General features: G+C 68.3%; 18 protein-coding genes. 11 read left to right on the top strand and 7 right to left on the bottom strand.

The window, feature by feature from the left end; all coding sequences use genetic code 11:
- The first annotated feature begins 33 nt into the window (after positions 1-33).
- Together ACQP1O_RS25970 and hisG are read left to right on the top strand one after the other, a co-directional pair.
- A complete protein-coding gene (locus ACQP1O_RS25970) occupies positions 34-297 on the top strand; it encodes a phosphoribosyl-ATP diphosphatase (RefSeq protein WP_033085388.1) in 264 nt (87 codons plus the stop codon).
- A 107-nt stretch (positions 298-404) separates the two neighbouring features.
- On the top strand, positions 405-1256 hold the full coding sequence (hisG, locus tag ACQP1O_RS25965; protein WP_433561068.1) for an ATP phosphoribosyltransferase: 852 nt from the start codon (positions 405-407) through the stop codon (positions 1254-1256).
- Positions 1257-1267: 11 nt separating this feature from the next.
- Here hisG and ACQP1O_RS25960 read toward each other — a convergent pair whose 3' ends face one another.
- Positions 1268-2125 (bottom strand): RecB family exonuclease, encoded by an 858-nt coding sequence (locus ACQP1O_RS25960; protein ID WP_433561067.1) that lies wholly within the window; start codon positions 2123-2125, stop codon positions 1268-1270.
- 103 nt (positions 2126-2228) lie between these two features.
- Between ACQP1O_RS25960 and ACQP1O_RS25955 the strand changes: the two genes are divergently transcribed.
- Entirely contained in the window at positions 2229-3062 is an 834-nt protein-coding gene (locus tag ACQP1O_RS25955; RefSeq protein WP_354832098.1) for a tRNA (adenine-N1)-methyltransferase, read from the top strand.
- Between the two features lie 128 nt (positions 3063-3190).
- Here the strand turns inward: ACQP1O_RS25955 and ACQP1O_RS25950 are convergent, their stop codons facing one another.
- Entirely contained in the window at positions 3191-3616 is a 426-nt protein-coding gene (locus tag ACQP1O_RS25950) for a hypothetical protein (RefSeq protein ID WP_433561066.1), read from the bottom strand.
- A 35-nt stretch (positions 3617-3651) separates the two neighbouring features.
- Positions 3652-4098: a hypothetical protein gene (locus tag ACQP1O_RS25945; protein WP_433561065.1), complete on the bottom strand. Its 447-nt coding sequence runs from the start codon at positions 4096-4098 to the stop codon at positions 3652-3654.
- Positions 4099-4341: 243 nt separating this feature from the next.
- Between ACQP1O_RS25945 and arc the strand changes: the two genes are divergently transcribed.
- Positions 4342-6102 (top strand): proteasome ATPase, encoded by a 1761-nt coding sequence (gene arc, locus ACQP1O_RS25940; RefSeq protein WP_433561064.1) that lies wholly within the window; start codon positions 4342-4344, stop codon positions 6100-6102.
- Positions 6103-6171: 69 nt separating this feature from the next.
- On the opposite strand, the gene ACQP1O_RS25935 is transcribed toward arc, so the two are convergent.
- The 3 genes from ACQP1O_RS25935 to ACQP1O_RS25925 all read right to left on the bottom strand — a co-directional run bounded on the left by ACQP1O_RS25935 (position 6172) and on the right by ACQP1O_RS25925 (position 8644).
- Positions 6172-6582, bottom strand: coding sequence for a hypothetical protein (locus ACQP1O_RS25935; protein ID WP_433561063.1), 411 nt, complete (start codon positions 6580-6582; stop codon positions 6172-6174).
- Between the two features lie 118 nt (positions 6583-6700).
- Complete coding sequence (locus ACQP1O_RS25930) at positions 6701-7141, bottom strand: nuclear transport factor 2 family protein (protein WP_433561062.1); 441 nt, start codon at positions 7139-7141, stop codon at positions 6701-6703.
- 90 nt (positions 7142-7231) lie between these two features.
- Positions 7232-8644 (bottom strand): PLP-dependent aminotransferase family protein, encoded by a 1413-nt coding sequence (locus ACQP1O_RS25925; protein WP_433561061.1) that lies wholly within the window; start codon positions 8642-8644, stop codon positions 7232-7234.
- 124 nt (positions 8645-8768) lie between these two features.
- Between ACQP1O_RS25925 and ACQP1O_RS25920 the strand changes: the two genes are divergently transcribed.
- The 7 genes from ACQP1O_RS25920 to ACQP1O_RS25890 are packed head-to-tail and all read left to right on the top strand — an operon-like array spanning position 8769 to position 15848.
- On the top strand, positions 8769-9605 hold the full coding sequence (locus tag ACQP1O_RS25920) for a nitrilase-related carbon-nitrogen hydrolase (protein ID WP_433561060.1): 837 nt from the start codon (positions 8769-8771) through the stop codon (positions 9603-9605).
- Complete coding sequence (gene hydA / locus ACQP1O_RS25915) at positions 9602-11023, top strand: dihydropyrimidinase (protein WP_433561059.1); 1422 nt, start codon at positions 9602-9604, stop codon at positions 11021-11023. The genes ACQP1O_RS25920 and hydA overlap by 4 nt, the downstream gene beginning before the upstream one ends.
- 30 nt (positions 11024-11053) lie before the next feature.
- Positions 11054-12091: a TIGR03842 family LLM class F420-dependent oxidoreductase gene (locus ACQP1O_RS25910; RefSeq protein ID WP_433561058.1), complete on the top strand. Its 1038-nt coding sequence runs from the start codon at positions 11054-11056 to the stop codon at positions 12089-12091.
- Positions 12088-13041, top strand: a complete 954-nt coding sequence (locus tag ACQP1O_RS25905) for an ABC transporter permease (RefSeq protein WP_433561057.1) — start codon at positions 12088-12090, stop codon at positions 13039-13041. The genes ACQP1O_RS25910 and ACQP1O_RS25905 overlap by 4 nt, the downstream gene beginning before the upstream one ends.
- Positions 13042-13078: 37 nt before the next feature.
- Complete coding sequence (locus ACQP1O_RS25900) at positions 13079-13936, top strand: ABC transporter ATP-binding protein (protein ID WP_433561056.1); 858 nt, start codon at positions 13079-13081, stop codon at positions 13934-13936.
- Between the two features lie 5 nt (positions 13937-13941).
- Entirely contained in the window at positions 13942-14706 is a 765-nt protein-coding gene (locus tag ACQP1O_RS25895; RefSeq protein ID WP_433561055.1) for an ABC transporter permease, read from the top strand.
- Positions 14703-15848: an ABC transporter substrate-binding protein gene (locus ACQP1O_RS25890; protein WP_433561054.1), complete on the top strand. Its 1146-nt coding sequence runs from the start codon at positions 14703-14705 to the stop codon at positions 15846-15848. The genes ACQP1O_RS25895 and ACQP1O_RS25890 overlap by 4 nt, the downstream gene beginning before the upstream one ends.
- Positions 15849-16201: 353 nt before the next feature.
- Here the strand turns inward: ACQP1O_RS25890 and ACQP1O_RS25885 are convergent, their stop codons facing one another.
- Positions 16202-16720 carry an NUDIX hydrolase gene (locus ACQP1O_RS25885; protein ID WP_433561053.1) on the bottom strand — a complete coding sequence of 173 codons (519 nt, stop codon included), beginning with the start codon at positions 16718-16720 and terminating at the stop codon, positions 16202-16204.
- Between the last annotated feature and the right edge of the window lie 112 nt (positions 16721-16832).

The following is a 16832-nucleotide window of genomic DNA, read 5'->3' as shown; positions in this document are numbered from 1 at the left end:
GGAGTGTGCGCCCGTCTGAAAGAATCACTCCCCGTGAAATCTTTCGAAGCCCTGTTCGCCGAGCTGCAGGATCGTGCCGCCAACCGCCCCGAGGGGTCGGGCACCGTCGCCGCCCTGGACGCCGGCGTGCATGCGCAGGGCAAGAAGGTGCTCGAGGAAGCCGGCGAGGTCTGGATCGCGGCCGAGTACCAGAGCGATGAGGAACTCTCCGAGGAGATCTCGCAGCTGCTCTACTGGGTGCAGGTGCTGATGGTGGGCCGCGGGCTGCGGCTCGAGGACGTGTACCGACATCTGTGACGCGCCGGTGTGCCGCACGCTGTGCCCGTTCAAGGGCTGGATGCGGCGCACCGTTCGCTCAGCCCCCTGTCGACACGTCTTCCCTCCCCGTTCCGAAAGGACCTCCCATGCTTCGCGTCGCCGTCCCCAACAAGGGCGCACTCTCCGAATCCGCCCTCGCCATCCTGTCCGAGGCGGGCTACCGCAAGCGCACCGACTCCCGTGAGCTGAGCGTGCTGGACCCGGTCAACCAGGTCGAGTTCTACTTCCTGCGGCCCAAGGACATCGCCATCTACGTCGGCTCCGGCGAGCTCGACCTCGGCATCACCGGCCGCGACCTGGCCCTGGATTCCGGTGCGCCCGTGCAGGAACGGCTCGCCCTCGGCTTCGGCCGCTCCACCTTCCGCTATGCCGCCCCGGCCGGGCGTGAATGGAAGGTCGAGGACCTCTACGACAAGCGCATCGCCACCTCCTACCCGAACCTGGTGCTGACGGACCTCGCCAAGCACGGCATCGAGGCCGAGGTGATCCGCCTCGACGGTGCGGTCGAGATCTCCATCCAGCTCGGTGTCGCCGACGCCATCGCCGACGTGGTCGGCTCCGGCCGCACCCTGCGCCAGCACAACCTGGTCGCCTTCGGCGAATCGCTATGCTCCTCGGAGGGCGTGCTCATCGAGGCCAAGGGCGCCGACCAGAACGACAAGGCCCGCAACCAGCTCGTCGCCCGCATCCAGGGCGTGGTCTTCGCCCAGCAGTACCTGATGCTGGACTACGACTGCCCCAAGGCGCTGCTCGAGGAGGCCGTCAAGATCACCCCCGGGCTGGAGTCGCCGACCGTGTCGCCGCTCACCGATCCCGAGTGGGTCGCGGTGCGCGCGCTGGTGCCGCGCAAGAACGGCAACGAGCTCATGGACCAGCTCGCGGACCTGGGCGCCAAGGCGATCCTGGCCACCGACATCCGGTCCTGCCGCGCCTTCTGATTCCGGTCGGGTCAGGACGGGCCGGACTCCGGCTCGTCCTCGCCGGACGGGAAAGGCGGTGGGGTGCCGCCGAATTCGGGGCATAGTCGCTTGAAATCGCAGTACTCGCACAGCCAGCTCGGGCTGGGCGGGAACTCCCCGGTTTCGGCGGCGGTCACGATGGCGGCCCACAGCGCCGACAGGATCCGCTCGAAGCGCAGCAGTTCCTCCGGGTCCGGCGCATAGGTGAGGGTGACACCGTCGGCGAGGTACATCAGCCGCAGTTCCGCCGGGGCCCGGCCCTGGGTGCGCAGCAGGACCAGGGCGTAGAACTTCAGCTGGAACAGGGCCCGGGTCTCGTAGGTGAGGCCCGGGGCCCGGCCGGTCTTGTAGTCGATGACGTGCAGTTCCCCGTCGGCCGAGCGGTCGATGCGGTCCACGATGCCGCGCAACGGGGTGCCGTCGGGCAGGTCGGCCTCGATGAAGGTCTCGCACGACTCCGGATCGAAGCCGGACGGATCCTCCAGCCGGAAGTACACGCCCACCAGCTTGCGCACCTCGGCCAGGAACCCGGGCAGCTCCTCGGCCGGAATCAGGGCCTCCACCTCGGGCCTCGACTCGCGCACACCCGTCCACGCGGGCTCGACGAGGGCGGCCGCGGCCTCGGCATCCCGCTCGGTGGCGGGCAGCCCGAACAGCGCCTCGAGCACGGCGTGCACCACGGTGCCGCGCACCGCCGCCCGCGAGGGCGGTTCCGGAATCTGGTCGATGACCCGCAGCCGGTATTTCAACGGGCACTGCTTGAAATCGATTGCGCGCGAAGGGGACAGGGCGGGGCCACGGGGAGCGAACCGCTCTGTCTCCGGGGTACTGATCACGTCAACCGACATACCTGGCAGGCTAAACGCAGGCACCGACAAGGTGCGCACGAATCCGGCGCAGCACATTCGCGGCGACGCACGACTTCACCACAACCACGCAGAACGGAGATTCATGACGGCCAGACGGACCGGCCCTTTCCAGATCGGTGACCGGGTACAGCTGACCGACGCCAAGGGGCGCAAGTTCACGGTGATCCTGGAGGCGGGCAAGGAATTCCACACCCACGCCGGCCACATCAACCACGACGACCTCATCGGCGCCGACGAGGGTTGCGTGGTGAACTCCGCCAAGGGCACCCCCTACCTGGCCCTGCGCCCGCTGCTGACCGACTACGTGCTGTCCATGCCGCGCGGCGCGGCGGTCATCTACCCCAAGGACTCCGCCCAGATCGTCCACGAGGGCGACATGTTCCCCGGCGCGAAAGTCCTGGAGGCCGGCGCCGGCTCGGGCGCGCTGACCTGCTCGCTGCTGCGCGCGGTCGGCCCCGAGGGCAAGGTCATCTCCTGGGAGATCCGCGACGACCACGCCGAGCACGCGGTCAAGAACGTCGAGCGCTTCTTCGGCGAACGCCCCGCCAACTGGGAACTCACCCTCGGTGATGTGGCGGACTACGCCGGCGAACAGGTCGACCGCGTCGTCCTCGACATGCTCAAGCCGTGGGACGCCCTCGAGGCCGTCTCCAAGGCCCTCATCCCCGGTGGCGTCTTCCTCGCCTACGTGGCCACCACGACCCAGCTCTCCGAGGTGGTCGAGGCCCTGCGCCGCCAGGGCTGCTGGACCGAGCCCACCGCCTGGGAATCCATGGTCCGCCCCTGGCACGTGGTCGGCCTCGCGGTGCGCCCCGAACACCGCATGCAGGGCCACACCGCCTTCCTGGTCAAGGCCCGCCGCCTCGCCGACGGCGTCACCGCCCCCAAGCCCCAGCGCCGCCCGTCGAAGGGCTAGCACGCGCCGGGAAGATCTCTCGACGCCGGATCCGGCCTCGACACGAACGCGCCCCCGCCACTGAACGGCGGGGGCGCGTCGTCGTATTCAGCCGAGTATTCAGCCGATCGCGAAGCGGTTTCGCGGCGTCAGCAGGGCGCCTTGCCCATGGCCAGGATGGTGCAGCCGGTGTTCTCCGACAGCTGCCAGCCCGCGTCGGTGTGCTGCCAGCTCATGGGCACGCCGGGCATGGTGCCGTGCGGGGAGACGATGGCGACCGAGGCATTGGCGGTGTCGCCGCCGGCCTGCACGCCCGAGACCGTCCAGCCGATGCTGCCGTAGTTGGCCAGGCCCCGGTTCATCGTCTCGATGTTCGAGGTGCGCGCACCGCCGTTGACCATGAGGTTCGCCTTGTCGGTGGCGGGCACGGCCGGATCGGTGAAGCGGGTCAGCGTCGACTGCAATTCGTCGGCGGAGGGCGCGGGGGTGTCGGCGCCGGCGAGGCCCGCGCCCGAGGTGAGGGCGACGGCGGCCGCGGCGACGGCCAGGGACAGGCGAACGGAACGAGCGAGCATGAACGAACAGGCCTTTCGGGACTCGAGCGGGTGGGTTACTGGCAGGCCGCGCGGGCCATGCCGAGGATGGTGCAGGCGCCGGCGTCGGAGAGCTTCCACGCGCCGTCGCTGTACTGGAAGGTCATCGGGACGTCGGGCATGGTGCCGTGCGGCGAGGTCACCGACACCTTCGCGTCGGCCTTGGTGCCGTCCTGCTTGATCTCACCGACGGTGAACCCGACCTGGTAATGCGCGAGTCCCTGGTTCATGGTGTCGATATTTCCGAGACGTTTGTCGCCGTCGACGACTAGTTTGGCCTTGTCGGCAGCCGGCTTGGCCGGGTCGGCGAAGGCCGTGAGCACGCCCTGCAGGGCGTCGGCGGTCGGCGTGGGCGCGGCGGCGGTGGCCGACACGGTGGTGGTCGAGGACGAAGAACCCTTGTCGTCGGAGCCGCAGCCGGTCACAGTTGCCGTAACGGCCGCGAAGGCCGCGACGGTAGCCACGGAAACACGAAGCGTCCGCGTGACGTTGCGCATACCAGGAGTACGACTGGTGGGAAGGAGCATCAACGGCACCTTTCGGCTCGGTCCGGCGATTAACTCACCGGAAACAGGTTAGGGCAGGCTAACATGCTCGTCCGGCCCGGAGGCCGCAGCCTAGATGTGATCACGACGAAACCATGTCGGAAAGCGGGAACGGTTAGAGCCCGGTAGCGTTGATAGACCGGGACTGGGAGGAGCAGCATCATGAGCCCCATCGAACATTCGGATTCGGCCGCCTGGAGGGAACTCGAGGCAGTACGTGCCGAGGCCGCTGCACTCCGGAGGCAACTCGCCGACACGCCGGATCGCACACGGGAATTGGAAGCGCGCGTCGATTCGCTGACGATTCGCAATACCAAACTGATGGACACCTTGAAGGAAGCGCGCCAGCAACTGGTCGCTCTCCGTGAGGAAGTGGATCGCCTCGGCCAGCCACCCTCGGGCTACGGCGTCCTCATCGGCGTGTACGACGATCAGACGGTCGATGTGTTCACTTCCGGGCGCAAGATGCGGCTGACGTGTTCGCCGAATATCGACACCACCACCCTCCACTACGGGCAGACCGTGCGTCTCAACGAGGCGCTGACCGTGGTCGAGGCGGGCGGTTTCGATTCCATCGGTGAGATCGGCACGCTGCGTGAGATTCTCGACGATGGGCGCCGGGCGCTGGTCGTCGGGCATGCCGACGAGGAGCGGGTGGTCTGGTTGTCCGGGCCGCTGTCCGCCCTGGTCGACGTGGACGACCTCGAGGATCCGGATCGTCCGATTCGCAAACTGCGGCCGGGTGATTCGCTGCTGGTCGACACCAAGGCCGGGTTCGCCTTCGAGCGGATCCCCAAGGCCGAGGTCGAGGACCTGGTGCTCGAAGAGGTGCCGGATGTCGGCTACGAGGACATCGGTGGTCTCTCGCGCCAGATCGAGCAGATCCGCGACGCGGTCGAATTGCCGTTCCTGCACAAGGATCTGTTCCGCGAGTACGCGCTGCGCCCGCCCAAGGGTGTGCTGCTCTACGGTCCGCCCGGTTGCGGTAAGACGTTGATCGCCAAGGCCGTTGCCAACTCGCTCGCCAAGAAGATCGCCGAGGCGCGCGGTGAGGATGCCAAGGAAGCCAAGTCGTTCTTCCTCAACATCAAGGGCCCCGAGCTGCTCAACAAGTTCGTGGGTGAGACCGAGCGCCACATCCGGATCATCTTCCAGCGGGCCCGCGAGAAGGCGTCCGAGGGCACCCCGGTGATCGTGTTCTTCGACGAGATGGATTCGATCTTCCGCACCCGCGGTTCCGGTGTCTCCTCCGATGTGGAGACCACCGTTGTGCCGCAGCTGCTCTCGGAGATCGACGGCGTCGAGGGCCTGGAGAACGTGATCGTGATCGGCGCCTCCAACCGTGAGGACATGATCGATCCCGCGATCCTGCGGCCCGGCCGCCTGGACGTCAAGATCAAGATCGAGCGCCCGGATGCCGAAGCCGCGCAGGACATCTTCTCCAAGTACCTGACGGAGACGCTGCCGCTGCACAGCGAGGATCTGCAGGAGTTCGACGGCGATCGCGGCAAGTGCGTGCAGGCCACCATCGAACGCGTGGTGGATCGCATGTACGCCGAGTCCGAGGACAACCGCTTCCTGGAGGTCACCTACGCCAACGGTGACAAGGAGGTCCTGTACTTCAAGGACTTCAACTCCGGCGCCATGATCCAGAACATCGTGGACCGGGCCAAGAAGTACGCCATCAAGTCCGTCCTGGAAACCGGCAATCCGGGTCTGCGCATCCAGCATCTCTACGATTCGATCGTGGACGAGTTCTCCGAGAACGAGGACCTGCCCAACACCACGAATCCCGATGACTGGGCCCGCATCTCGGGTAAGAAGGGCGAGCGCATCGTCTACATCCGCACCTTGGTGACGGGGAAGAACGCCAGCGCCAGCCGCGCCATCGACACCGAGTCGAACACCGGCCAGTACCTGTAAGCCGGAAAAGCAGAGGGCTCGCATCCTTTCGGATGCGAGCCCTTTCGCGTGCGTGGCTGCCGGTGCCGGTCAGCTGATCCCGGGGATGAAGCCGGGGTAGACCCAGTGCGAGACACCGCCACCGGGAGCTCCGGAGCCGCTCACGTTCGGGAAGTTGAACGGCAGCCGCTTCAGCGCGTGCGGGTTGCCGTCGGCGTCGGCCTGGACGCAGTTGGTGGTGACACCGTGGAAGCCGGAGCAGGCGATGCGGGTCGAGGTGCCGTACGGCGAGGTCAGGCGGGCACGGTTGACCAGCGGGTTCCAGAAGTCGGGGTCGCCGGGGGTGAGGAAGTCGTGGGTTTCGAAAACGTAGATGGGGCTGCGGTCCTGCTGGACCGGCCACTCGTCGGCGGCCGCGGGGCCCGTGCCGAGGACGAGGGCGGCACCGGTGAGGGCGGCCGCGGCGGCCAGGCCGGTGACGCTACGGGTGATCGTGTTCATGTACCCCTCCATGGAACGTCGATTGACAGTGCGCATCGATGAGAGCATCGGTTCGTGCCGGGGGACTGTAACGGACGGCATGGTCCCGGTGGGGGCAATCACACACCGGGACCGAGCATCACCGGGTGCTGCGCAGCCGCCGATCCTCGGTCCAGTCGACGATGAGCCGGCGCCGCCGGAACCGCCACGCATCGCCGTCGCGGGCGAAGGTGTCGTCGTAGCGGATGTGCATGACGAAGACCCGGGAGCCGTCGGCATCGTCGTAGACATGGGAAGCGGTGCAATAGGTTTCGCCCCGCACCGCGTCACCGGAGAAGTCGAGCAGCTGGTTGGCGATCACGTGCCGGGTGACGCGGTAGCGGTCGAGAGGCCGCATGGCCGCCTCGATCTCGGCGCGGCCGCACACCGTCGTCGTGGGCTGCTCGCCACCCCACTCGATGACCAATGTCCCGTCCTCGGTGAAGAGTTCGGCGATCGCCGCGTCGCGGCGGCGGTCGGCGTGGGAGGCGTAGCGTTCGGTCAGTTCGCGCAGCGCGAGTCGGGTTTCCGGCTGGTCCATGGGGTCTCCTCGATAGGACGGGGTCGAGATCGTTCCTACTGCGCCGGGGCAGGCGTGACCCGTGATCTGCCCGCTGGGTGGGATGCGGTGTCAGGCCCGCCGGACCCGGCGGTAGGTCGGCACGGCCACCGCGGCGGTGGCGAGATGCCGTGCCACCTCGGGGATTTCGGAGTCGGCGAGGGCGGCGACGGTGAGGCGCAGGTGGTCGGTGTGGGGGTGGTCGGTCACCTCGAAGGGGCCGCCCGGGGCCGCTTTGATCCCGGCGGCAGCCAGGGAGATCATGGCGGCGTTCTCGTCCGCGACGGGGAACCAGAGGTTGATCCCGTCGCCGCGGGGGAGGCGGATGTCGTGGTGGGACAGGGATTTTCGCAGGGCGTCGGCGCGTGCGCGATAGATGCCGCGGGCCGTGGTGACGGTGGTGCGGGCGGCGTCGTCGGTGAGCATGTGCAGCAGCACCCGCTGGAGCAGCCGGCTGGTCCAGCCCGGTCCCAGCATGCGCCGTTCGAGGAGCGGGTCGAGCAGGTCGGCGGGGCCGCCGACGGCGGCCAGGCGCAGGTCCGCGCCGTGGGATTTGGAGTAGGAGCGAATGTGCACGGTGCGGGTCGGCAGGCGGGCCGCCAGGGAGCGCAGGGGCGCGTGGGTGATGCCCGAACTGTGGTCGTCCTCGACAACGACCGGCGTGCCGCCCGCGACGACCGCGGCATCGGCCAGCACGTCGGCCAGTTCGCGCACTCGCCGGGCCGACAGTGAGGCGCCGGTGGGGTTCTGAGCGCGCGGCTGGAGCAACACGAGGACCGGGGAGCGGGCCGCCAGGGCGGCGGCCAGCCGATCCGGACGCATACCGGATTCGTCGAGATCGATGGGAACCGGACGCGCCCCGAGCCGGGCCAGCAGGTCCAGAAACGGCGGGAAGCACGGGTTTTCGACCGCCACCGCGTCACCCAGCCGGACGTGGGCGGCGAGCAGGCGGTCGACGGCGTCGAGCGCGCCGTCGAGGATGGTGAACCGTTCGGCGCGGGCCGGCCAGTCCGCGCGAATGGCGGCCTCGAGCTCGGGGAGCACGGCCTCACCGAGGTAGGTGGCCGACAGGTCGTCGATGCGGCCGTCGTCGCCGAGACCGCGCAATGCGGCGGTGAGGTCGGGTAGCAGCACCGGATCGGGGGTGCCGCGTGAGAGGTCGATGCGGAAGACGCTGTCGGAGTGGGGGTGGAGGCGTTGATAGCGTCCGGCGGCGGGCGTGCGGGGGGAGTGCGGCTCGTCCTGGACGAAGGTGCCCGCCCGGCCGCGCGCCACGATCGCCCCGGCGGCGGCCAGCGCCCGCCACGCCTGGTTCACCGTCACGGGGGAGACCTTCAGCTCCCGGGCCACCTCGCGCACGGTGGGCAGCCGGGTGCCCGGTGCCAGCGCGCCGGACCGGATCCGCTGCCCGATTCCGGCCGCGATCCCGGCCGCGGTGCGGTCGTGTGCGGCGGCGGCCAGGTCGGCGGCGGATTCGGCGGTCACAGACTCAGTGTGCGAGGGGGACGGAGGTGGCTCCGACGGGTGCGCCGGAGGTTTTACGGTCACGAAATCGTTTCCTTCATCTTGTAACACAAGCGAATTCGTTTCAGGTGCAGTATCACAAACTATGGCGATTGTTCGAGCGGCGCTGGTGCAGACGAGCTGGACCGGCGACAAAGAGTCAATGATCAAAGCGCACGAGGACTACGCGCGGCAGGCCGCCGCGGCGGGAGCAAAGGTGATCTGCTTCCAGGAGCTGTTCTACGGGCCGTACTTCTGCCAGGTCCAGGACACCAAGTTCTACGACTACGCCGAATCGGTGCCGGGCCCCACCGTGGAGCGGTTCGCGGCGCTGGCCCGCGAGCTCGGCCTGGTGATGGTGCTGCCCGTCTACGAGCAGGAACAGCCGGGCCTGCTGTACAACACGGCGGCGGTCGTCGATGCCGACGGGACCTACCTCGGTAAGTACCGCAAACACCACATTCCGCAGGTCAACGGCTTCTGGGAGAAGTTCTACTTCCGTCCCGGCAATCTGGGTTGGCCGGTCTTCGATACCGCCGTCGGCAGAGTCGGGGTCTACATCTGCTACGACCGGCACTTCCCCGAGGGCTGGCGGGCGCTGGGCCTGGCCGGGGCGGAGATCGTCTTCAACCCCTCCGCCACCTCGCGCGGACTGTCGAGCTACCTGTGGAAGCTGGAGCAGCCCGCCTCCGCGGTGGCCAACGAGTACTTCATCGGGGCCATCAACCGGGTGGGCATCGAGGAGTACGGCGACGACGACTTCTACGGCACCAGCTACTTCGTCGACCCCGAGGGGCAGTTCGTGGGTGAGGTCGCCTCCGACACCGCCCCCGAGCTGGTGGTCCGTGACCTGGACATGGACCTGATCAACGTGGTGCGCGACCGCTGGGCCTTCTACCGGGACCGGCGTCCGGATGCCTACGGAAAGCTGGTGGAGCCGTGAGCACGACCTTCATCCACGGTGGAACCGTGGTGTCCGCCACCGGATCCCAGCCCCTCGATGTTCTCATCGACGGCGAGACCATCGCCGCGGTGGTGCAGCCGGGATCCACCGCACTCGGCGCCGACCTGGCCGCCACCGCTGACACCGTCATCGACGCGACCGGCAAGTACGTGATCCCCGGCGGCGTCGACGGGCACACTCACATGCAGCTGCCCTTCGGCGGCACCGAGGCGTCGGACACCTTCGAGACCGGCACCCGCGCCGCGGCGTGGGGCGGCACCACCACCATCATCGACTTCGCGGTGCAGAAGCCGGGCGAGCGAGTCCAGCACAGCCTGGCGCTGTGGCACGAGAAGGCGGCCGGAAACTGCGCCGTCGACTACGGGTTCCATCAGATCGTCGGCTCGGTGGACGCCGAATCCCTCAAGGGCATGAGCGAATTGGTGTCCGAGGGCGTCACCAGTTTCAAGCTGTTCATGGCCTACCCGGGCGTCTTCTACTCCGACGACGGCCAGATCCTGCGCGCCATGCAGACCGCGGGCGATCTCGGCGCCCTGCTCATGATGCACGCCGAGAACGGGATCGCCATCGATGTGCTGGTGGAACAGGCGCTTTCGCGGGGCGAGACCGCGCCGTACTACCACGGCGTCACGCGCCCGTGGCAGATGGAGGAGGAGGCCACCCACCGCGCTATCATGCTGGCGCAGTTGACGGGCGCCCCGCTCTATGTCGTCCACGTCTCCGCCAAGCAGGCCCTGGAACAGATCGCGGAGGCAAGGGGCAAGGGCCAGAACGTCTTCGGCGAGACGTGCCCGCAGTACCTGTACCTCTCGCTCGAGGAGAACCTGGGCGCACCGGGTTTCGAGGGCGCGAAATGGGTGTGCTCGACACCGCTGCGCGCCCGCGCCGAAGGTCATCAGGACGAGCTGTGGCGCTACATCCGCACCGGCGATGTCAGCACCGTGGCCACCGATCACTGCCCCTTCTGCATGAAGGACCAGAAGGAACTCGGCCTCGGCGATTTCAGCAAGATTCCCAACGGGATCGGCGGCGTCGAGCACCGCATGGATCTGATGTTCCAGGGCGTCGGGGACGGCCGCATCTCCCTCGAGAAATGGGTGGAGGTGTGCTGTACCGCCCCGGCCCGCATGTTCGGGCTCTACCCGCGCAAGGGCATCATCAGCCCCGGCGCGGACGCGGACGTGGTGATCTACGACCCCCACGGGCACACCAGTATCGGCCTGGGCAAGACCCACCACATGAACATGGACCATTCGGCCTACGAGGGCTTCGAGATCGACGGTCACGTGGACACCGTGCTCTCGCGCGGCCGGGTGATCGTCGACGCCGGGCAGTACCTGGGCAGCGCCGGCCACGGGCGGTACGTCAAACGCGGCCTGTCCCAGAACCTCATCTGACGAACCCGAGCTACGAGGGGAGAGTGCCGCATGGACATCGGTGTGGTGCTGCAGTGCACGCCGCCCGCGTCGCGGGTGGTGGAGCTGGCGAGAATCGCGGAGACACACGGGTTCTCGCACGTGTGGACCTTCGATTCGCACCTGCTGTGGCAGGAGCCCTACGTCATCTACAGCCAGATCCTCGCCGCGACCCGCAAGGTCGTGGTGGGCCCGATGGTGACCAACCCGTCCACCCGCGACTGGACCGTGACCGCCTCCACCTTCGCCACCCTCAACGACATGTTCGGCAACCGCACCATCTGCGGTATCGGCCGCGGCGATTCGGCGGTCCGCACCCTGGGCGGGCGGCCCGCCACCCTGGCGACCCTGCGTGAATCCATCCACGTCATCAGGGAATTGGGCAACGGCCGCAGCGCGCACATCGGCGATACCACCGTTCGCCTCCCCTGGGCGCAGGCGTCCCGGCTACCGGTGTGGGTCGCCGGATACGGTCCGCGCGCGCTGGATCTCACCGGTGAGGTGGCCGACGGGTTCATTCTCCAGCTCGCCGACCCCGACATCACCGCCTGGACCATCGCCCGCGTCCGGGCCGCCGCCGAACGCGCGGGCCGTGACCCGGGGGAGGTGACCATCTGTGTGGCCGCGCCCGCCTACATCACCGACGGCACCGTCGGATCGCTGAAACACGCACGCGAGCAATGCCGTTGGTTCGGCGGCATGGTCGGCAACCACGTCGCGGACATCGTCGCCCGCTACGGTTCCGACTCCGAGGTGCCCAAGGCGCTGACCGACTACATCGCCGGGCGGCGCGGCTACGACTACAACGAGCACGGCCGGGCGGGAAACGTGCACGCCGAGTTCGTTCCCGACGACATCGTGGACCGCTTCTGCATTCTCGGCACCCCGGACGAGCACCTGACCCGGTTGCGCGAGCTCGAGGCCATGGGCGTCGATCAGTTCGCGGTCTACCTGCAACACGACGCCAAGACCTCCACCCTCGAGGCCTACGGCGAATCCGTGCTGCCGCGCCTGGCGCATCCGATCGAGGCCACGGTGACCGGATCGTGAGCGTGACGACGACCGACCCACCGTCCCCGACCAGTACCGAGCCGCAGGAATTCTCGTTCGCCCGCACCGCCCTCGCAGGCCGCCGGCGCGGATGGCGGCTGCTGTATCCGATCGTCGCCTTCGCCCTGCTCATCGCGATCTGGGAGCTGGTGAAGGCGCTGGTTCCGGCCAATGGCGTGAGCATCGGAAACCAGCGCGTCCTGCCCCGCACCTCCGACGGCGCGCTCCCGCATTCCTGGGCGGTGCTGACCGTGCTGGGGGAGCGGGACGGGAAGACCGCCGTCGGCGCGACCCTGCTGCGCACGGCGGGATTCACGCTCGAACTCGCGCTGCTGGCGCTGGCCCTGGGCACGGTGGTCGGTGTCGCGCTGGCGGTGCTCATGCAGCGGTTCACCTGGGTCGAGCGCGGGCTGCTGCCGTATGTGATCGTCTCGCAGACCGTTCCGTTGATCGCGCTGGCCCCGCTGGTGGCGGGGTGGGGCGGCAAGATCGTCATCGCGGGCCGGCCGTGGCAGCCGTGGATGAGCATCGTGGTGATCGCGTCCTACCTGGTCTTCTTCCCGGTCGCCATCGGCACGCTGCGCGGATTGCAGTCTCCGGCACGGGCTTCGGTGGAGCTGCTGCACAGCTGTGCGGCGGGATGGTGGGCCACCCTGATACATCTGCGGTTGCCGGCGGCCGTGCCGCACATCCTGCCCGCCCTGCGGCTGGGCGCCGCCGCCGCGGTGATCGGCTGCGTGGTGGCCGAGATCTCGACCGGCACCGCGGGCGGGATCGGCCGCCAGATCATCGTCTTCTCCCAGCAGTCGACCGGCAATGCGGCACGGTTGTACGCCGCGGTGATCGCCGCGGCCCTGCTGGGTGTGGTGCTCACCGGATTGGTCTCGCTCGCCGAGGTGCTGCTGCGCCGCTATGCCCGGCCCGGCCACACCGCGGGAGCGGCCCGGTGACCATCGCTCTACAGGTTCGTTCGTTCGGAGGTACCCCGTGACCGTCGAGACATCCGCGGCCGCACCGGAACCGGCGGTGGCCGCGGCCATACCCGCCGTCGAGTTGCGCGGCGTCGGCAAGATATTCGCCGCCGGCGCGGTGACCGCGCTCGAGGACGTGAGCCTGCGCGTCGCGGCCGGTGAATTCGTCTCCCTGATCGGCCCGTCCGGGTGCGGCAAGTCGACGCTGCTGCGCATCGTGGCCGACCTGGAGCAGCCGAGCTCGGGAACCGTTGTGGTGCACGGGAAGACCGCCGGGCAGGCCCGGCTCGATCAGGAGTACGGCATCGCCTTCCAGCAGGCCGGACTGCTGGATTGGCGGACCGTGCAGGAGAACATCGAACTGCCGCTGCAGCTGCACGGAGTGCGCAAGCCCGAAAGGCGCTCCCGCAGTGCCGAACTGCTCGAGATCACCGGCCTGACCGAATTCGCGCGGCGCTTCCCGGCCGAACTGTCCGGCGGTATGCAGCAGCGCGTCGCCATCGCCCGCGCGCTGGCCCGCAAACCACCGCTGCTGCTCATGGACGAGCCGTTCGGAGCGCTCGACGAGATGACCCGCGAGCGCATGCAGGGAGAACTGCTGCGCATCGCCGAAGAGACCGGCGCCGCAGCGGTTTTCGTGACGCACTCGATCCCGGAGGCGGTCTTCCTCTCCGACCGCGTGGTGGTCATGACCCCCCGCCCCGGGCGCATCACCGAGGTGCTGTCCACCGGCGGCCGGGACCGCCACAGCGATGACGAGGTCCGATCCAGCGAGGAATTCTTCACCGCCGTGGCCGCGGTCCGCGCCGCCCTGCATGAGGGGCACGGCGGCGCAGGCACGCCGAAAAGCGCCGCCGGACGGGACATGCGATGATCCGCATGCTCCGATCCTGGTTGCCGCCAGTGCTTTTCGGCGTCGCCCTGCTGGTGCTGTGGCAGGTGCTGACCGTCGCGGCGGGTGTCCCGTCGTTCCTGCTGCCCGCGCCCAGCGCCATCGGACAGGCGTTCGCCGACAACCACCACGCCATCCTGGAGGCCGCCCTGGCCACCGGTAGGAACGCGCTGGCCGGCCTGCTCGCCGGCGCGCTGCTCGGCATGGCCGCCGCCACGGTGGCCGTGCGCTTCCGGGTGGTCGACGGGGTGCTCGGAGCGCTGGCGGCCGGCGCGGCGGCGGTGCCCATCGTGGCGCTGGCTCCGCTGCTGAACTCCATGTACTCCACCACCACGGATCTGCCGCGCCGACTGGTGGCCACCATAGTCGTGTTCTTTCCCGTCTTCGTCAGCACCACACGGGGATTGCGTCAGGTCCCGCGGGTGCACGACGACCTCATGACGGCCTATGCCGCCACCGGCTGGCAGATCACCCGCACCGTGCGCCTGCCCGCCGCCCTGCCGTACCTGTTCACCGGTCTGCGCATCGCGGCGCCCGGTGCGGTGATCGCGGCGATCATCGCCGAATACTTCGGCGGTCTCCAGCACGGTCTGGGCAGCCGCATCACCTCCGCGGCGGCCAATACCGCCTATCCGCGCGCCTGGGCCTACGTGGTCGCCGCCATGATCCTCGGCCTGGTGTTCCTGGCCGCCGTGCTGCTGCTCGAACAGCTCACCCGCAGACCCCGCACCATCCCTGGGAGATCGAAATGAGAAGTGCCACCCGCAGATTCCGCATCCGGGCCGTGCTGGCCGCCGCCACCCTCGCGGTGGCGGCACTGTCCGGATGCAGCACCACCGACAATTCCTCGACCACCGCCGACGGGCTCGCCAAGGTCAAGCTGCAACTGCAATGGTTCAAGCAGGGCCAGTTCGCGGGATACCTGGCCGCGCAGTCCCAGGGCTACTACAAGGAGCAGGGCCTCGACGTCCAGATCCTCGACGGCGGCACCGATATCGTGCCCCAGACCGTTCTGGCCCAGGGACAGGCCGACTACGCCATCGCCTGGGTGCCCAAGGCCCTCGCCTCCCGGGAGGCCGGTGCGGGCATCACCGATGTCGCCCAGATCTTCCAGCGCTCCGGCACCAAACAGGTGTCGTTCAAGAGCGCGGGCATCAACGGCCCCGCCGACCTGAAGGGCAAGAAGGTCGGAAACTGGGGCTACGGCAACGAATTCGAACTCTTCGCCGGCATGACCAAGGCGGGCCTGGACCCCGCCAAGGACGTCACCCTGGTCCAGCAGCAGTTCGATATGAACGCCTTCCTCGCCCACGACATCGACGCCGCCCAGGCCATGTCCTACAACGAGTACGCGCAGCTGCTCGAGGTGAAGAACCCCGCCACCGGAAAGCTGTACACGGCAGACGATTTCGCCACCATCGACTGGAACGATCAGGGTGTGGCCATGCTCCAGGACGCCATCTGGGCCAACACCGACAAGCTGAAGGACGCCAAGTACGCAGATCAGACGGTGAAGTTCATCGCCGCCTCGCTGAAGGGCTGGGCCTTCTGCCGCGACAATGTGGACAAGTGCCGCGATCTCACCGTGGCCGCCGGGTCGACCCTGGGCGCGAGTCATCAGCAGTGGCAGATCACCGAGGTGAACAAGCTGATCTGGCCGTCGCCGAGCGGAATCGGGATGATCGACCAGGCGGCGTGGGACCGCACCGTCTCGATCGCGAAGACCACCCGCAACCAGGAGGGTAAGACCGTCCTCACCAAGGATCCCGACGCCGCCGCGTACAGCGTCGAATACGTCACGAAGGCCCTGGACCGCTTGAAGTCCCAGGGCGTCGATGTCACCGGGAGTTCCTACGCCGCACAGCCGGTCACCCTCGCCGAGGGCGGGAAGTAGTACATTCCGGCCATTGCGTGATGTAAGTCACAATTTTATCAAACCGATATAAACCCTGGTGGAACGCGTTCTACCGTGTAGCCCTCGTCGGGTTCGGAAAAAGTTTCCCCGGGAAATGGCTTCCCCTCGAATGTGAACCGTGCATGATTCACATGCCCGACATGTCATTTGAAAGATGAGGAGTACCTCGTGTCCGGATCCGCTTCGGATTTCTTTGCTGCGGTTCTGATCAAGACCATCCAGGGTCTGTTCAGCGGCAGTGCCGGCGGCACCACGCCGACCGCCTGAAACCGTAGTAGCACGACGGCCCATCGAATCGCGCGGGATTCGATGGGCCGTCGGCGTTGGTGGGCTCAGCGCAGCAGGTCCGGGATGAGCACCCGGGTGTCGGGCACGAACGGCCACGCCGGGTTCTCCAGATGCGACCGCAGCTCCTCGTCGGACCACCACCAGCCGTCCGCGATCTCCTCGGGCTGATGCCGGATCGGCCCGTCGTAGCGCAGCTCGTAGGCGAACAGATGGCAGCGCATCGGCCGCCCCGCCCACTCGCCGTCCCAGGACGCACTCGCCAGCGGCAACGGCCGATCGTCGTGCGGGCCCAGTTCGATGCCCAGTTCCTCGCCCAGCTCCCGGACCGCCGCCGCGGCCGGTTCCTCGCCCGGATCCAGCACCCCGCCCGCCAGGCAGTCGTGCATGCCGGCGAAAACGGCCTTGGTATCGGTCCGCTTGTGCACGTATACCTTCGATCCGTCGCGCGAGCGGACGAGTACGCCCGCACTGGCGTGCCACAGGCCCTCCGCGTACACCACCGCGCGCTCCTGCGCGCCGATCTCACGACCGGCGGCGTCGTACACCGCGATCATCTCCGGCATGGGCCGGGCTCTCCTTCCTGCCGCGCCGCGGGACCCGGCGCCCTGCTGTGCACAGTAGCGATGCCGCGCGGGCTCCCGGCTCCCGGCGTAGCCTCAGGGGCGCAACCGTTTT

It is taken from the genome of Nocardia sp. CA-151230 (assembly GCF_050942175.1).
In the GTDB taxonomy this organism is placed as follows: Bacteria; Actinomycetota; Actinomycetes; order Mycobacteriales; family Mycobacteriaceae; genus Nocardia.
The sequence above is the reverse complement of the archived record's forward strand: the minus strand, read 5'-3'. Positions and strand labels throughout refer to the sequence as shown.